Annotated in this window: 7 protein-coding genes; all 7 read left to right on the forward strand. The window is 66.8% G+C overall.

From position 1 onward, the window contains the following. The first annotated feature begins 59 nt into the window (after window positions 1-59). The 7 genes from AC3WOB_RS14390 (at window position 60) to putA (ending at window position 17,616) form a co-directional block, all read left to right on the forward strand. Complete coding sequence (locus AC3WOB_RS14390) at window positions 60-5,261, forward strand: alpha-2-macroglobulin family protein (RefSeq protein WP_492275396.1); 5,202 nt, start codon at window positions 60-62, stop codon at window positions 5,259-5,261. Further along, window positions 5,258-7,480: a penicillin-binding protein 1C gene (gene pbpC, locus AC3WOB_RS14395; RefSeq protein ID WP_492275397.1), complete on the forward strand. Its 2,223-nt coding sequence runs from the start codon at window positions 5,258-5,260 to the stop codon at window positions 7,478-7,480. Before AC3WOB_RS14390 ends, pbpC begins: the two co-directional genes overlap by 4 nt. Window positions 7,481-7,535: 55 nt before the next feature. Further along, on the forward strand, window positions 7,536-9,848 hold the full coding sequence (gene clpA / locus AC3WOB_RS14400) for an ATP-dependent Clp protease ATP-binding subunit ClpA (protein ID WP_013394760.1): 2,313 nt from the start codon (window positions 7,536-7,538) through the stop codon (window positions 9,846-9,848). Between the two features lie 8 nt (window positions 9,849-9,856). Further along, window positions 9,857-11,173, forward strand: coding sequence for a paraquat-inducible protein A (locus AC3WOB_RS14405; protein ID WP_492275398.1), 1,317 nt, complete (start codon window positions 9,857-9,859; stop codon window positions 11,171-11,173). Window positions 11,174-11,212: 39 nt separating this feature from the next. Next, window positions 11,213-12,877, forward strand: a complete 1,665-nt coding sequence (locus AC3WOB_RS14410; RefSeq protein WP_492275399.1) for a PqiB family protein — start codon at window positions 11,213-11,215, stop codon at window positions 12,875-12,877. 5 nt (window positions 12,878-12,882) lie between these two features. Continuing rightward, window positions 12,883-13,599 carry a PqiC family protein gene (locus tag AC3WOB_RS14415; RefSeq protein WP_492275400.1) on the forward strand — a complete coding sequence of 239 codons (717 nt, stop codon included), beginning with the start codon at window positions 12,883-12,885 and terminating at the stop codon, window positions 13,597-13,599. 195 nt (window positions 13,600-13,794) lie between these two features. Beyond that, window positions 13,795-17,616, forward strand: a complete 3,822-nt coding sequence (gene putA, locus AC3WOB_RS14420) for a trifunctional transcriptional regulator/proline dehydrogenase/L-glutamate gamma-semialdehyde dehydrogenase (protein ID WP_492275401.1) — start codon at window positions 13,795-13,797, stop codon at window positions 17,614-17,616. The last annotated feature ends 44 nt before the right edge of the window (window positions 17,617-17,660 follow it).

The following is a 17,660-nucleotide window of genomic DNA, read 5'->3' on the forward strand; positions in this document are numbered from 1 at the left end:
GGCAGCTCCGCCGCTAAGGGGCGGTGCGTCTGAATATTTGAGTGAGCGGGAGATTTACCGTGAGTGGAAAGATCAGCAAGGCCTGGCTGGCGACAGCCGGGGTCGTGGTATTGGCCGGCGCCATCGGCGTGGGCTGGTGGATGGGCAAGGAGCGTCAGCCCGCCAACCCGGCGCCAGCCGTCGTGTCGCAGCCTGCGGCTCCGACGGGTGGCGACGCCAAACCGGCGTTGCCCGCCAGCGCGGTGGTCGGCGCGGCCGATCCCTTCGCGGCGCTTTCCTGCCAGCCGCGCCAGTACAACGATACCTTGGCGCTCGCGGTGACTTTCACTCAGCCGGTGGACGCCAAGTCCAACCTGGACAGCTTTCTGCAGGTGACCGACACGGGCACGGCTAGCGACCAGGACCATGAATCGTCCGCCACCAGCGGCGATCAGCCTGCCTCGGTACGGCCGGGCGACTCGGCGCCCAAAGGCAAGATCCTGAAGGGCAGTTGGGTGGTCGGCGACAACCCCCGCATGGTCTATTTCCCCTACGTGCAGCCGCAGCGTTCCTACGCGATCTCGGTGCGCGCCGGGCTGCCCGGCGCGGGCGCAGGGGTCAAGCTGGCGGAAGCCTCGAATTGCGAGGTGAGCACGCAGGCCATGCCGCCTTCGTTCTATTTCGCTAGCCGCGGCGTGGTGCTGCCGGCCGGCCAGAACGGCGGTCTGCCCGTGGCCACGGTGAACGTGTCCGAAGTGGACGTGCAATTCCTGCGCGTGTCGCCGGAGCGCGTGCCCGAACTGTTCGACACCGTGCTGGGCATTGGCCGCAATACCGGCGCCTCCGCCGATGAGGAAGACGATGGCGGCAACGAAGAGGACAGCTGGCGCTATTCCGACAACCGCAGCCTGAAAGGCTCGGTCAGCAACTGGGACCTGGACCGCCTGAACTCGCTGACGACCAGCGTCTATCAAGGCCGTTTCGTTACCGACGACAAGCCCAACCGCCGCCATGTCACCTTCCTGCCGGTCGAAGGCATCAAGGAACTGCAAGAGCCCGGTATCTATGTCGCGGTGATGAGCCAGCCCGGCCGTTTCCGTTACGAATACCAGGTGACGTATTTCTACGTCAGCGACATCGGCCTGCACGCGCGCCGCTACAGCGACCGCATCGAAGCCTATTCCGTGTCCCTGAAGAGCGGCACCGCCATCTCGGGCGCCGTGTTCGAACTGGTGGACGGCGCCGGCAAGTCGCTGGCCAAGGCCGCCGCCGATGGCCAGGGCCATGTGCGCTTTGATGGCAGCTTCGCCAATGCGCGCGTCATCCGCGCCTCGCGCGACAAGGAAATGACGGTGCTGGCCCTGGGCGAGCCCGCCCTGGACCTGTCGGAATTCGACACCGGCGGCCACGTTTCGCGCCCCAACAACTTGTTCGTCTACGCCGGCCGCAATCTGTACCGCCCCGGCGAAACCTTCAACGTGTCGGTCCTGCCGCGCGATCTGGACGGCCGCATGCTGGCGCCGTCGCCCCTGACCGCCACCATCAAGCGTCCCGACGGCCGCACGGTGCTGACCACCCTGTGGCAGCCCAAGAAAGATCTGCCCGGCTACATCGAACGCAGCATCGATCTGCCGCTGGACGCGCAAACCGGTACCTGGATGCTCGAACTGCGCGTGGACCCCGCGTCGCGCGCGCCGGACGCGTCCTGGAAGTTCCAGGTCGAGGAGTTCCTGCCCGAACGTATGAAGATGGCGCTGACCTCCGACCAGGAGGTGCTGTCGCCGGAGGAAACGCTGACCATCGACGTGCAGGGCGACTATCTCTACGGCGCGCCCGCCGCCGGCAACCGCCTGCTGTCCAGCTTCCAGGTCAAGCGCGACCGTTTTGCGCTGCCCCAGCAATGGCCCGGCTTTATCTTCGGCGACGTGGCCGACGATAGCCGCCGCCATTTCGAGGAATTGCCCGAAGCGGCCCTGGACGACAAGGGCCATGGCCAGCTTGAGGTCGACCCGCGCACCGGCGGCACGCGTTCGCCGATGAAGGTTCGCGTATCGGCCAGCCTGCTCGAATCGGGCGGCCGTCCGGTGGTGCGCTCGATCGAGCGCAGCGTCTGGCCCGCCGACCGCCTGATCGCCGTGCGTCCGCAGTTCGACGGCGACGTCGCCCGCGAAGGCGCGCCTGCCAGTTTTGAAGTGCTGCGCGTGGACGCGCAGGGCAAGATCGCGCCGCTGGCGCAGGCGCAGATGCGCCTGTACCGCGAAGAGCGCCAGTACTACTGGCGTTTCGACGACCAGCGCGGCTGGAACAGCGGCTACACCGAAACCGACGAATTGCTGGATTCGCGCGAGATCGCGCTGAATGACCGCGCCCAGTTGACCGTCCCTGTGAAGTGGGGCCGCTACCGCCTGGAGATCGCCGATCCTGAAACCGGCCAGACCCTGCGTTACCGCTTCTACGCCGGCTGGAACGCGCAGGACGCCGACTCCATGGGCAACCGTCCCGACCGCGTGCAGATGAAGCTCGAGGGTGTTCCGGCCAAGCCGGGCGACACGGTCAAGCTGACCCTGACGCCGCCGCATGACGGCCAGGCGCTCATCACTGTCGAAGGCGACCGCATGCTGTGGTCCACCTGGGTGGCCGTGAAAGCGACGGGCACGCAGGTCGAGATTCCGGTCGACAAGAGCTGGAAGCGCCACGACCTGTACATCGCCGCCGCCGTGTTCCGTCCCGGCAGCGAGGGCGACCGCGTGACCCCGGCGCGTGCGCTGGGCCTGACCTTCCTGCCGATCGCCAGCGGCGACCGCAAGCTGGACGTCAAGCTGACCGCGCCGCCCAAGGCGGTGCCCGAAACCAAGGCGACCGTGCGCGTCAAGGTCGACGGCGCCCAGGGCAAGCAGGCCACCGTGACCCTGTCGGCGGTGGACGTGGGCATCCTCAACATCAACCAGTACAAGACGCCCGATCCGCTGGACTACTTCTTCGGCAAGCACCGCTACGCGCCCGAACTGCTGGACATGTACGGCAAGCTGATCGAGAAGATGGACGGCACCAAGGGCAAGCTGAAGTGGGGCGGCGACGCCGCCATGCGCGGCGACAGCAAGAGCCTGCCGAAGAAGGTCAAGCTGGTGGACCTGTTCTCCGGTCCGGTCACGCTGAATGAGCAAGGCGAGGCGGATATTCCGCTGGATCTGCCCGACTTCAACGGCACGCTGCGCCTGATGGCCGTGGCCTTCACGCCGGACAACTACGGCAGCACCGACACCGAAATGGTGGTGGCGGCGCCCATCGTGGCGGAGCTGAACACGCCGCGCTTCATCACGCCGGGCGACCAGGCCGCGATCGCGCTGGACCTGACCAACATGAGCGGCGCTGAGCAGAAGGTGACGGTCAAGCTGGAAGCGCTGGATCCGTTGGGCATCGTCGACGGCGTCAAGACCGTGACCTTGAAGGACAAGCAGCGCACCACGCTGCGCTTCACCGCCACGACTACCGGTTCGTACGGCCTGGGCCTGATGCGCCTGACCGTCGACGGGCAGGGCGGTGGCAAGCCCGTGCACATCGTGCGCGAATCCGTGCTGCAGGTGCAACCGGCCTACGCGGCCGAGCGCCAGGTACGCCGCTTGCGTGTGGGTCCGGGCGAAGCCAACGCGCCGCAGGCGTCGTGGGTGGCTTCCTACTACCCGGATTCGACCACGGTCAGCATGACGGTCTCGAACCGTCCGCCGATCAACGTCAACCGCCTGGTCGAAGGGCTGCTCAACTACCCTTATGGCTGCACCGAGCAGACCATCAGCGCGACCCTGCCGTGGGTCATGCTGGATGAGGAAGCGGCCAAGCAGTTCGGCCTCAAGCCGCGCACCAAGGCCGAGCGCGACGCCAAGGTGGCCGGCGCGATCGGCCGCCTGGCCGGCATGCGCAACGCCGTCGGTTCCTACAACCTGTGGAGCAGCTCGTCCTCGCGCGACGTGTGGCTGACGGCCTATGCCGTCGGCTTCCTGCAGGACGCCCGCGACAACGGTTTCGAGGTGCCCGAGGCATCGTTGGACCGTTCGCGCCAGTGGCTGCTGGAGCAGGTGCAGCAGAGCTCCGGCGCGTTCGGCACCTGGTCGGCCAACCTGAAGCGCAACCTCGAGTCCGGACGCTACGACGCCAACGACGCCAGCATCCTGCGGGAAGACCACCGCCGCTTCGCCGGCCTGGCCACTGCCGCCTTGGCGCTGGCGCGCGACAAGAAGGCGCCGCTGTCTACGGTGCGCCAGCTGTACGACAACTACCAGGAGCGCGCACGCTCGCCGCTGCCGCTGATTCAGCTGGCAGCCGCGTTCAAGCTGATGGGCGACGAAGGGCGCATGAAGAGCGCGCTCGACCAGGCCATGGCGCGCGAGTACGGACTCAACGCGCGCCGCAACTCCGGCTATTACGACGACTGGCTGGGCGACTACGGCAGCAGCGTGCGCGATTACGCGCTGGCCTATGCGATCGCCAACAAGTATGAGCTGCGCCATGAGCGCCTGGAAAACCTGCTGACGCAGTTGGCCAGCCGCCTGGGCAACCGCTCATACCTGTCGACGCAAGAGCAGATGGCCCTGTTGTTGACGGCCCGCGCACTGGGCGGCGACAAGTCCACGCCCTGGTCGGCCACGCTGACCGTCAACGGCGTCAGCAAGCCGCTGGTTGGCGGCAAGAGCGACCAGAGCGTGTCGCTGTCGGCGGCCGATCTGGCGGGCACGCAACTGCTGAACACCGGCAGCCAGGCCCTGTTCGTCGAATACGACATCCAGGGCAGCCCGACCGCCACGCCCGCGCCGCGCAACGACATCATCCAGCTCAAGCGCGGCTGGTACCGTCCGGACGGCCGTCCGTGGGATGGCGGCAGTCTGCAGACCGGCGACATGCTGGTGGTGTGGGTGCAGGCCAGCGCCAACCAGAACATTCCGGATGGCTTGTTGGTGGATCGCGTGCCGGCGGGTTTTGAAGTCGAAAACCTGAACCTGTCGCAAAGCCCCGAGATGCAGGAATGGACCATAGGCGGGCGCCGCGTGGCCGAAGCCATGTCCGATCCCAACATCAAGCACCGCGAATTCCGCGACGACCGTTATGTGGCCGCGGTGTCGCTGGGACGCGGCAAGGTGGACGTGTTCTATCTGGTGCGCGTCGTGACGCCGGGCCGCTACGCGGTGCCGTCGACGGTGGCCGAGGACATGTACCGGCCTGAAATCCGGGGCGTAGGCGAGCAATGGAGCACGGTAGAGATCCGCGACCGCGGCGCCAAGCGTCCTTGAACCCCGCCGCCACCCCCGTGGCGGGCGCCTCGCGCGCCCGCCGCTGGCGGCGGCGCGGAATCTTCGCGGCCAGCGCGTTGTTTGCGCTGGCCGCGTCGTTATTCACGCTCGACCGCCTTTATCCCTTGCCGGCCGTGGATTCGGGCGGCGCGGCGGTCGTCGTGGCCGCCGACGGCACGCCGCTGCGCAACTATCCCAGCCGCGACGGCATGTGGCGCTATCCGGTCAAGCCCGACCAGGTGTCCGAGCGCTACCTGGAAACGCTGCTGACCTACGAGGACCGCTGGTTCTACTGGCACCCGGGCGTCAATCCGGTGGCAATGGCGCGCGCCGGCTGGCAGTGGGCCACCAACCGCCGCATCGTCTCGGGCGGCTCCACCCTGACCATGCAAGTCGCCCGGCTGATCGATCCGGAATTGGCCGGCAAGCCTTCGCGTTCCATGTCGGCCAAGCTGCGGCAAGCCTGGCGCGCGATCCAGCTGGAAATGCACTACAGCAAGGACGAGATCCTGTCGCTGTACCTGACCCACGCGCCCATGGGCGGCATCGTGGAGGGCGTGGAAATGGGCTCGCGCCTGTGGCTGGGCAAGCCGGCGCGCGACCTGAGCCCGGCCGAGGCGGCGATGTTGACCGCCTTGCCGCAAGCGCCATCGCGCCTGCGTCCCGACCGCCATCCGGAGGCCGCGCAGGCCGCGCGCGACAAGGTGCTGGACCGCATGGTCGAGCTAGGCCGCTGGACTCCCGCCGAGGTGGCCGACGCCAAGATCGAGAACGTGGTCGCGCCGCCGCTGCGGGCGCGCTGGCTGGCGCCCCTGGCCGCGCAGCGCCTGCTGCAGGAGGCGGGCAGTCAGCGCAGCGCCGGCCGGCGCCCCGGCGAGCGGCCCGCGGTGGTCACGTCCACCCTGGACGCGGATATGCAGGCCGCGGTGGAGCGCATGCTGCAGGACCGGGTGGACGGCTTGCCGCCCAAGGTGTCCATGGCCGTGTTGGTGATGGACAACGATACGCTGGAGGTCAAGGCCTACGCGGGATCCGCGGATTTTTCGGACGATAGCCGCGCTGCCCACGTGGACATGGTGCGCGGCGTGCGTTCGCCGGGCTCCACCCTCAAGCCCTTCCTGTATGCCCAGGCGCTCGACGAGGGCCTGATCCACTCCGAAAGTTTGCTGATGGATGCGCCGATGTCGTTTGGCGGCTACGCGCCCGGCAATTTCCAGGCTGCGTTTGCCGGCCCGATCAGCGTGGCGCAGGCCCTGCAGCGCTCGCTCAACGTCCCGGCGGTGGACCTGCTGGACCGGGTCGGGCCCAGCAGTTTCGCCTCGGTCATGCTGGCCGGCGGGGTGCGGTTACGTTTGCCTGCGGGCGCCGAACCGAATTTGAGCTTGATTTTGGGCGGGGGCGGCACCACATTGGAAGAACTGGTGGGCGCTTACCGGGCCTTGGCCCGCGGCGGCGTCTCCGGGCGGCCCCGCCTGCGGCCGGAGCAGGCGAAGGTCGAGTCCCGTATGATGAGCCCTGGAGCGGCCTGGATCGTCCGCGACATCCTGGAGAGCGGCGGCCATCCCGACCGGCCGTTCTATCAGTCGGGCAGTCCGGCGCGGCAACTGGCCTGGAAAACCGGGACAAGTTTCGGATTCCGGGATGCTTGGGCCGTGGGAGTGACCGACAGGTGGACGATGGGCGTCTGGGTCGGCCGTCCGGACGGTACGCCCAACCCTGGATTTTTCGGGGCCAACGTGGCGGCGCCGCTACTGCAGGATATCGTGGCGGCCTTGCCCGAAGGCGCCCAGCAGGTCCGCGTCAGGCCCGAAACGGTGCAGGCTGCGGTGACTTGCTGGCCCTTGGGTTACAAGCTCGGCAGCGTGCCATCCGGCCTATGTCCGGAGCAGCGCGCGGCCTGGGTGCTGAATCAAACGGCGCCGCCGTCTTTTGCCGGCTACGCCGACGCTTCGCGCGGACCCTTGCGTCTGGGCGGGGTGGCCAGCGGTTCGGTGCTGCGGCCCGTGCCGGGCGGGCGCGAAGTGGCGCTGGATGTGGACGTGCAGGGAACAGAAGGCGAAGTATGGTGGATGCTGGACGGGCGCGTGGTTGGCCACGGCGCGTCGGGTCATCCGTTTAAATTAGTGCTGGCCATGGACGGCCGATATACGCTTACCGTCATGGATACGCAAGGCCGCCACGATAGAGTGGTTTTTGAAATCGCTGGTGTTACGCCATGATCGGCATAGAATATGAATCGTGTATTTGCCCGCTTCGATGCGTTACGGAGGAAGCGTGATTTCTCAAGAGCTTGAAGTCAGCCTGCATATGGCTTTCGTCGAGGCCCGTTCGGCCCGGCATGAATTTATTACCGTCGAGCATCTGCTGCTGGCGTTGCTCGACAACGCGTCGGCCGTTGAAGTGCTGCGCGCCTGCGCCGCCAATCTGGACGACCTGCGCCGCAACCTGCGCCAATTCGTCTCGGAGAACACCCCGGTGATCCCGAGCGGCGCGGAGGTCGACACGCAGCCCACGCTGGGTTTCCAGCGGGTGATCCAGCGCGCCATCATGCACGTATCGGCGGGCGGCACCGGCAAGAAGCCGGTCACCGGCGCCAACGTGCTCGTGGCCATTTTTGGCGAAAAGGATTCGCATGCCGTGTACTACCTGCAACAGCAGGGCGTGACGCGGCTGGACGTCGTCAATTTTCTGTCGCATGGCATTACCAAACAGCCCCAGGTGGAGTCCGCCGCCGTGCAGAAAGAGCAGCAGACCAATGGTGAAGAACAGGGCGAATCGCGTCAGTCCCCACTGGACCAGTACGCCACCGACCTGAACGCCGCCGCGCTGGCGGGCCGCATCGATCCCCTCATCGGACGCGAGCACGAAGTCGAGCGCGTGATCCAGGTGCTGTGCCGCCGCCGCAAGAACAACCCGCTGCTGGTTGGGGAGGCCGGCGTGGGCAAGACCGCGATCGCCGAAGGCCTGGCCTGGCGCATCACGCGCGGCGAAGTGCCCGAAATCCTGCAGGCCGCCCAGGTCTTTTCGCTGGACATGGGCGCCTTGCTGGCTGGCACCAAGTACCGCGGCGATTTCGAACAGCGCCTGAAGGGCGTGCTCAAGCAGATCCGCGGCAACCCCGACGCCATTCTGTTCATCGACGAAATCCATACGCTGATCGGCGCCGGTTCGGCTTCCGGCGGCACGCTGGACGCGTCCAACCTCTTGAAGCCGGCCTTGTCGTCCGGGCAGCTCAAGTGCATCGGCGCCACCACCTACACCGAGTACCGCGGCGTCTTTGAAAAAGACCATGCGCTGTCGCGCCGTTTCCAGAAGATCGACGTGGCCGAACCCAGCGTCGAGCAGACCGTGCAGATCCTGCGCGGCCTGAAGAGCCGCTTCGAGGAGCACCACAGCGTGCGCTACTCGGCTGCCGCCCTGTCGGCCGCCGCCGAATTGTCGGCGCGCTTCATCAATGACCGCCATCTGCCGGACAAGGCCATCGACGTGATCGACGAGGCCGGCGCTGCGCAGCGCCTGCTGCCGCGCTCGCGCCAGAAGAAGGTGATCGGCAAGGTGGACATCGAGAACATCGTGTCCAAGATCGCGCGTATTCCGCCGCAGTCCGTCTCCAACGATGACCGCAGCAAGCTGGCGACGCTGGACCGCGACCTGAAGACCGTGGTGTTCGGCCAGGACAACGCCATCGAGGCCCTGTCCGCCGCCATCAAGATGGCGCGTTCGGGCCTGGGCAAGCCGGAAAAGCCGATCGGCGCCTTCCTGTTCTCCGGCCCCACCGGCGTGGGCAAGACCGAGGTCGCCCGCCAACTGGCGTTCACGCTGGGCGTGGAGCTGCTGCGTTTCGACATGTCGGAATACATGGAACGGCACGCGGTGTCGCGCCTGATCGGCGCGCCTCCGGGCTATGTCGGTTTCGACCAGGGCGGTCTGCTGACCGAGGCCATCACCAAGCAGCCGCATTGCGTGCTGCTGCTCGATGAAATCGAAAAGGCGCACCCGGATGTGTTCAACATCCTGCTGCAGGTCATGGACCACGGCACGCTGACCGACAACAACGGCCGCAAGGCGGACTTCCGCAACGTCATCGTCATCATGACGACCAATGCGGGCGCCGAAACCTTGAACCGTCCGTCCATCGGTTTCGCGAATTCGCGCGTGGTGGGCGACGAAATGGCGGAAATCCGCCGCATGTTCACGCCCGAGTTCCGCAACCGCCTGGACGCGATCATTCCGTTCGCGCCGCTGGACCGCGAAATCATCCTGCGCGTGGTGGACAAGTTCCTCATGCAGCTGGAAGACCAGTTGCACGAGCGCCGCGTGGAAGCGATCTTCACCACCACGCTGCGTGAACATCTCGCCAAGGAAGGGTTCGATCCGCTGATGGGCGCACGCCCCATGCAGCGCCTCATTCAGGACACCATCCGGCGCGCGCTGGCCGACGAGCTGCTGTTCGGCAAGCTGGTCGACGGCGGCACGGTTACGGTGGACCTGGACGAGGAAGGCAAGGTCAAGTTGGACTTCGACGATAGCGGCAAGCCGCCCTCGTCGGATGCGCCTGACAAACAGGAAGTCGAACTGGTCGATTAGGCGACTCAATGACCGCGGACCGCCAGCCGCTGATCGAGTGCGAACACTGCGCAAGCATCTATCGCCGGCATCAGCTTGAACCTGGAGAGACCGCCAATTGCGCCCGCTGCGGTGCCACCTTGTGGCGCTACAGCGGGCTTACTTTGTCCAATTGGCTAGCGCTCGCCATTTCCGCCCTCATCGTGTTCGGGGTGGCCAATGCCTATCCCGTCGCGTCCATGGCCGTGCAGGGCATGGTGCAGCAAGCCTCCTTGCTGGACGCCATTTCTATCACCTGGCGGCAGGACCACTGGGTGGTTGCCATCATGACGGGCTTGGCGGGTTTCGTGCTGCCCTTGCTGCAGCTGAGCGTCCTGCTGTGGGTGTTGGGGCCGCTCTCGCGCGGCCGCGAGCCCGCGGGTTTTCGCACTGCGATGCGGCTGTTGGGCGCGCTGCGGCCCTGGTGCATGATTCCGGTGTTTCTGCTGGGTGTGCTGGTGGCGGTGGTCAAGCTGGCTGGCATGGCGGCGGTGGCGCCGGGCATAGGCCTGGGCGCGTTCGGCCTTCTGACCATTCTATTGACGATGCTGGGGCGCCTGTCGCCCCACGTGCTGTGGCGTTATGCCGAGAGCGTGGGCGTGGTGCCCGTGCATGTGCCGCAAGCCGGGCCGGACAGCGTCCTGACCGGATGCCATGTATGCGGCCAGGTGCAGGCCGTGCCGCGGGCAGCCAATCCGGAAGAAGAACACCACTGCGTGCGTTGCGAGGCGCAGGTGCACTACCGCAAGCCGGACCACCTGGCGCGCACCTGGGCGCTGCTGCTGGCGGCCGTGGTGTTTTACATTCCCGCCAACGTGCTGCCGGTGATGCAGGTCCGTTCCGTGCTGGGCGACAGTGCCCACACCATCCTGGGCGGCGTGGTCGAACTCTGGGAAATGGGTTCATGGGATATCGCGCTGATCGTCTTCATCGCCAGCGTGGCGGTGCCGCTGACCAAGCTGCTGGCGCTCATCCTGCTGCTGCTGACCGAGCAATGGCGCAGCACCACCAATCTGCGTCCGCGCACACGCTTGTATCAAATGGTCGAGTTCATCGGCCAATGGTCGATGCTGGACGTTTTTGTCGTTATATTGCTGGCGGCCCTGGCCGATTTCCAGGGCTTGATGGAGATCAGCGCTGGTGCGGGCGCGGCGGCCTTTGGCGTGGTCGTGATCCTGACCATGCTGTCCGCCATGAGCTTCGACCTGCGCCGCAGCTGGGACCTTGAAGATCAAAGTGAAATAGAATCGCCACCGGTGGAGGGCGGGCGCCAGGCGGCGTCCGTGGCCGGCAAGGAATTGGGCTAGGAAGCGCCGCGGCTTCCGCCCACGAACAAGGAATAGTAGATGTCCGAGCAAGCACCCGGATCCGGTGAAGAGAAGTTTGCCTCACCCGCGATCTCGCGCAAGGAGAAGAGCCGGATTTCATGGATCTGGCTGGTGCCCATCGTGGCGGCCCTGATGGGCCTGTCGCTGGTCGTGCGGACCTGGATGCAGGCGGGGCCTGACATCTCCATTTCATTCAACACGGCCGAAGGGCTGGAAGTCGGCAAGACCCAGCTGCGCTACAAGGACGTGAACATCGGCACGGTGCGGTCCATCGGCTTCAACGAAGACCGTACCAAGGTCGTGGTGCAGGCCGAACTGTCCAAGGATGTCTCGGACCTGGCGCGCGAAGGCACCAACTTCTGGGTGGTGCGCCCGCGCCTGGACGTGAGCGGCGTGTCCGGCCTGGGGACGCTGCTGTCTGGCGCCTATATCGGCGTGGACGCGGTCGAAGGCAAGGACAGTTCCAAGAAGGCCACCAAGCTGCAGTTCGAGGGCCTGGAAGTCCCGCCAGCGGTCACGCACGACCGCGCCGGCAAGCGCTTCAAGCTCAAGGCGTCCGACCTGGGGTCCCTGGACATCGGCTCGCCCGTGTATTTCCGCCGCATCAACGTCGGCCGCGTGATCGGCTACGCGCTCGACGAGACCGGCAAGGCCGTGAACGTCGAGGTGTTCGTGGACGCGCCCAACGACAAGTTCGTGACCCAGGGCACGCGCTTCTGGAACGCCAGCGGCGTGGATTTCAGCGTCAATGCCGATGGCCTCAAGGTACGCACGCAATCGCTGGTATCGATGGCGGTGGGCGGCGTCGCGTTTGAACCGGTCATCAGCGCGCGCGACGCCGGCAAGCCGGCGCAAGCCGATGCCCAGTTCGACCTGTACCCGACCGAGACGGCCGCCAAGGCCAATCCGGACGGCGAGGCTTTCCCGATCCGGATGCGTTTCGATCAGTCGATCCGCGGCCTGACGGTGGGCGCGCCGATCGACTTCAGCGGCATCACGCTGGGCAACGTGACGCAGATCAACATGGATTTCGATCCGATCGCCAAGCGCTTCTACTCGCTGGTGGATGCCACCCTGTATCCGGAGCGCCTGGGCCGCGTGTTCGACGAAGTGCGCGAGCGCGCCGTGAAGGACGGCGACGCCGCGGGCAACCGCTTGCTGGGAGGCATGATCAAGCATGGCCTGCGCGCGCAGTTGCGCACCGCCAATCTGCTGACCGGCCAGCTGTACGTGGCGCTGGACGACTTCCCGAACGCCAAGCCGGTCGAATTCAAGCTGTCGGACCCGGCCATGATCCCGACGGTGCCTGGCAACCTGGATCAGCTCCAGCAGCAGATCAGCAACATCGTCGCCAAGATCGAGAAGATCCCGTTCGATAAGATCGGCGAAGACTTGCGCACCACGCTGGCCAGCACCTCCAAGCTGATGAACCGCCTGGACAAGCAGGTCGCGCCCGAAGCGCAGAACATGCTCAAGCAGGCCAAGGAATCGATGGCGCACGTCAACGCGCTGCTGGCCTCCGACGCTTCCTTGCCGGTCAATACGGAAAAGGCGATGCAGGAACTGGGCCGCGCGGCTCGTTCGCTGCGCGCCCTGGCCGACTTCCTGCAAGCCAACCCCGAGGCCTTGTTGCGCGGCCGCGGCCCAGACCCGATCCCCGGCGCCGGTCCTGTCAGGAACTGAAACCCATGAATAGACGCCCATTCTCCCGCGCCGGTCAGGCGCACCCCAGTTCCGGGCAGCCCCGGTCCGCAGGCAGGTTGACGCCGCGTTTGCGTCCTGTCCTGTCCTTGCTGGCATTGACCGCCGCGCTGGCCGGCTGCGGTTCCTCGGCGCCCGTGCAGTACCACACCTTGCAGGTGCCGGCAGCGCAGGCCCCGGGGGCTGGGGTGGCGCCGGCCAACTTCTTGATCGAAGTGCAGCCGGTCAACATTTCGACGCAGGCGGATCAGCCGCAACTGATGGTCCGCACCGGCGAGGGCAGCCTGGCCGCGCTCTACTCCGAGCGCTGGAGCTCGCCATTGGGCGACGAACTGCGGGGCGCGCTGTCGGACGCGCTGAAGCGCGAGCTTGGCGCGCTGGACGTGCAACTGGTCAAGCCGGGGCCGGGCGCCGCGGTCTGGCGCGTGCAGACCGATGTGCAGCGTTTCGAGCTGGAATCGGGCCGCATGGCCCAGCTGGATGCGACCTGGCGCGTGCGGCCGGTCAATATGAAGGGTTCCGGCCTGTTGTGCCGCAGCGTGGTCACGGAACCGGTGACGGAAGAGGGCGTGCCCGCGCTGATCGCCGCGCAGCAGCGCGCCGTGGTCAGCCTGGCCGGCGCCATGGCCTCGGCCATCCGCGGGCAGACCCCGGCGGGATCGGCTTCGGTCCAGATGCTGGGTTGCGCGGCGCTCAAGGACTGAGGGCCGCGCGCAGGAGAACGGGCTGGCGCAAGCGCTGCACGCGCCAGCCAAAAATTCCGCTTTATCTCAATTGGTTAACCTAGGGTTAACCATAGTGCAAACCAAGTTGCAACCTGTCTAGCATACGGTCCTACCCATACCGGGTCCCGCTAGGGCCTGGTATCACCTTTGCCATGCGACAGGAAGCAATCTCTTATGGCCAGCACGACCCTAGGCGTTAAAGTCGACGACGCGCTCCGCGACCGGCTGAAGGCCGCCGCGCAAAAACTCAACTGCACGCCGCATTGGCTGCACAAGCAGGCGATCCTTTCCTACCTGGACAAGATCGAGCGCGGCCACCTGCCCGCCGAGATGTCCCACCTGGGCATGGACGCGGGCGGCGAGGACGAAGCGGGTGAGGGCCATGCGGCGCCCACCCCACCGTTCTACGAGTTCGGTCAGGACGTGCAACCGCAGTCGGTGCTGCGCGCGGCCATCACCGCCGCCTACCGGCGTCCCGAGCCCGAGTGCGTGCCGCTACTGCTGGGCCAGGCCCGCATGCCCAATCTGGAAAAGATCCATGCCATGGCCGCCGACCTGGTCAAGAAGCTGCGCGGCAAGCGCAGCGGCGGCGGGGTGGAAGGGCTGATCCAGGAGTTTTCGCTGTCCAGCCAGGAAGGCGTGGCGCTGATGTGCCTGGCCGAAGCGCTGCTGCGCATTCCCGACCGCGCCACGCGCGACGCGCTGATCCGCGACAAGGTTGCCCGCGGCGACTGGAAGTCGCACATGGGCGGCTCGCAATCGCTGTTCGTCAACGCCGCCACCTGGGGGCTGATGATCACGGGCAAGCTGGTGGCCGTGAGCAGCGAACAGTCGCTGTCCAAGGCGCTGACCCGCCTGATCGGCAAGGGCGGCGAACCGCTGGTGCGCAAGGGCGTGAACATGGCCATGCGCATGATGGGCGAGCAGTTCGTGTCGGGCCAGACCATCTCCGAAGCGCTGGCCAACAACCGCAAGATGGAAGCCCGCGGCTTCCGCTATTCCTACGACATGCTGGGCGAGGCCGCCACCACGGCCGAGGACGCGGACCGTTATTACGCCTCGTACGAACAGGCCATCCATGCCATCGGCAAGGCTGCCGCCGGCCGCGGCATCTATGAAGGTCCGGGCATCTCGATCAAGCTGTCGGCGCTGCACCCGCGCTATTCGCGCGGCCAGCGTGAACGCGTGATGGCCGAGCTGCTGCCGCGCGTGAAGGCGCTGACCGTGCTGGCGCGCAGCTACGACATCGGCTTGAACATCGACGCGGAGGAAGCGGACCGCCTGGAAATTTCCCTGGACCTGCTGGAGGCACTCTGTTTCGAGCCCGAGCTGGACGGCTGGAACGGCATCGGGTTTGTCATCCAGGCCTACCAGAAGCGGGCGCCCTTCGTGATCGACTACGTGATCGACCTGGCCCGCCGCAGCCGCCACCGCGTGATGGTGCGACTGGTCAAGGGCGCCTATTGGGACAGCGAGATCAAGCGCGCCCAGGTCGACGGCCTGGAGGGCTATCCGGTCTATACCCGCAAGCTCTACACGGACGTGGCTTACCTGGCCTGCGCCCGCAAGCTGTTGGGCGCGCCCGAGGCGGTGTACCCGCAATTCGCCACGCACAATGCCTACACCCTGGCCGCGGTCTATCAACTGGCCGGCCAGAACTACTACCCGGGCCAGTACGAGTTCCAGTGTCTGCACGGCATGGGTGAACCTCTGTATGACGAAGTCGTGGGTCCGCTGTCCCAGGGCAAGCTGAACCGTCCCTGCCGCATCTACGCGCCGGTCGGCACCCATGAAACCTTGCTGGCCTACCTGGTGCGGCGCCTGCTGGAAAACGGCGCCAACACCTCGTTCGTGAACCTGATTGGCGACGAGAGCATTCCGGTCGAGCACCTGGTGGCCGACCCCGTTGAGGCCGCCGCGCGCATCGTGCCGCTGGGCGCGCCGCACGAGAAGATCCCGCTGCCGCGCGAACTCTATGGCGATCTGCAAGAGGGCGCCCGCGCCAACTCGGCCGGCCTGGACTTGAGCAACGAGCATCGCCTGGGTTCGCTGTCAGCGGCCCTGCTGGCCAGCGCCGGCATGCCGTGGCGCGCCGGGCCCATGCTGGGCGAGGGCGACGAAGCCTGGGATGTTTCCCGCGCCATGGAAGTTCGCAACCCGGCCAATCTGCGCGATGTGGTGGGCCATGTGGTCGAGGCGCAGACGGACGAGGCCGAGGCCGCGCTGCGCGCCGCCGCCAACGCCGCTCCGATCTGGCAATCCACGCCGGTGGCCGAACGCGCCCAGTGCCTGCGCCGCGCCGCGCAATTGCTGGAAGAGCAGATGCAGACCCTGCTGGGCCTGATCGTGCGCGAGGCCGGCAAATCGCTGCCTAACGCCATCGCCGAAGTGCGCGAGGCGGTCGACTTCCTGCGCTACTACGCGGACCAGGCCGAAACCGAATTCAGCAACGACACGCACCGCCCGCTGGGCACCGTGCTGTGCATCAGCCCGTGGAATTTCCCGCTGGCCATCTTCACCGGCCAGATCGCGGCGGCGCTGGCCGCGGGCAACACGGTGCTGGCCAAGCCGGCCGAACAGACGCCGCTGATTGCCGCGCAAGCCGTGGCCATCCTGCGGGCGGCAGGCGTGCCCGCAGGCGCCGTGCAGCTGCTGCCGGGCCGCGGCGAAACCGTGGGCGCCCAGCTGGTTGCCAATCCGGGCGTGCGCGGCGTGATGTTCACCGGCTCCACCGACGTCGCGCGCATCATCGCACGCACGCTGGCGGACCGCCTGGACGACCACGGCCACACCATTCCGCTGATCGCCGAAACCGGCGGCCAGAACGCCATGGTGGTGGATTCCTCGGCGCTGTCCGAGCAGGTCGTGTTCGACGTGCTGACCTCGGCTTTCGATTCGGCCGGCCAGCGGTGTTCGGCGCTGCGCGTGCTGTGCGTGCAGGAAGACAATGCCGAGCATGTGCTGACCATGCTGCGCGGCGCGATGCGCGAACTGAGCGTGGGCAATCCCGACCGCTTGTCGGTAGACGTGGGTCCCGTGATCGACACCGAAGCGCGCAACGGCATCCAGCGGCACATCGAAACGATGCGCACCGCGGGTCATCGCGTGGATCAGGTCGAGCTCAACGGCGAATGCCGCCACGGCACCTTCGTGCCGCCGACCATCATCGAAATCGACAACGTCAGCGAACTGACGCGCGAAGTGTTCGGCCCGGTGCTGCACGTGGTGCGCTACAAGCGCGACGAACTGGATGCCTTGCTGGACGCCATCAACGGCACCGGCTACGGCCTGACCTTCGGCGTGCATACCCGCATCGACGAAACCATTGCGCACGTGACCGGCCAGGTCCATGCGGGCAACGTCTACGTCAACCGCAATATCGTGGGCGCGGTGGTGGGCGTGCAGCCCTTCGGTGGTGAATGCCTGTCCGGCACCGGCCCCAAGGCCGGCGGTCCGCTCTACATGTACCGGCTGCTGGGCACGCGCCCGGCGGGACTGCCGCCGGCGCTGGACGCGGCGGCGCCGCTGCCGCAGCGCATTGCGCTGCCGGGGCCGACCGGCGAGACCAACACCTATATGGTCGAGCCGCGCGGCGCGGTCTATTGCGTGGCTGCCACCGAGGCCGGCGCGCGGGCGCAGTGGTCGGTCGCCAAGCTCACCGGCAACCACGCCTGGTTCGCGGACACGCCTGCGGCGCAGGCGTTGCTGGCGTCGCTGGACGCCAGCCAGCAGGAGCAGGCGGGCATCCTGGCCGACGACGAGGTCGACCAGGCGGATTACCAGGCCGTGCTGTTTGAAGGCGATGGCGACGCGCTGCAGGCGCTGAACCAGCGCATCGCCCAGCGCCCGGGCGCCATCCTGTCGGTACATGGTCTGACTTCCGACGCGATCGCGGCCGGCGCGGGCTATGTGCCGGAGCGCCTGCTGACGGAGCGATCCATCAGCGTCAACACGGCGGCGGCGGGCGGTAACGCCAGCCTGATGACCATAGGTTGAGGGCGACCGGGGGCAACCTTTGGGTATCCAAGGGTTATCTCCAA

This window comes from Achromobacter sp. FW305-C-30-7, from assembly GCF_058783105.1.

What these genes read in the sequence shown, in the direction of transcription:
- AC3WOB_RS14410 (WP_492275399.1), top strand. Translation starts at nt 11,213, where the DNA reads ATGTCCGAGCAAGCACCCGGATCCGGTGAAGAGAAGTTTGCCTCACCC.
- putA (WP_492275401.1), top strand. Translation starts at nt 13,795, where the DNA reads ATGGCCAGCACGACCCTAGGCGTTAAAGTCGACGACGCGCTCCGCGAC.
- AC3WOB_RS14405 (WP_492275398.1), top strand. Translation starts at nt 9,857, where the DNA reads ATGACCGCGGACCGCCAGCCGCTGATCGAGTGCGAACACTGCGCAAGC.
- AC3WOB_RS14415 (WP_492275400.1), top strand. Translation starts at nt 12,883, where the DNA reads ATGAATAGACGCCCATTCTCCCGCGCCGGTCAGGCGCACCCCAGTTCC.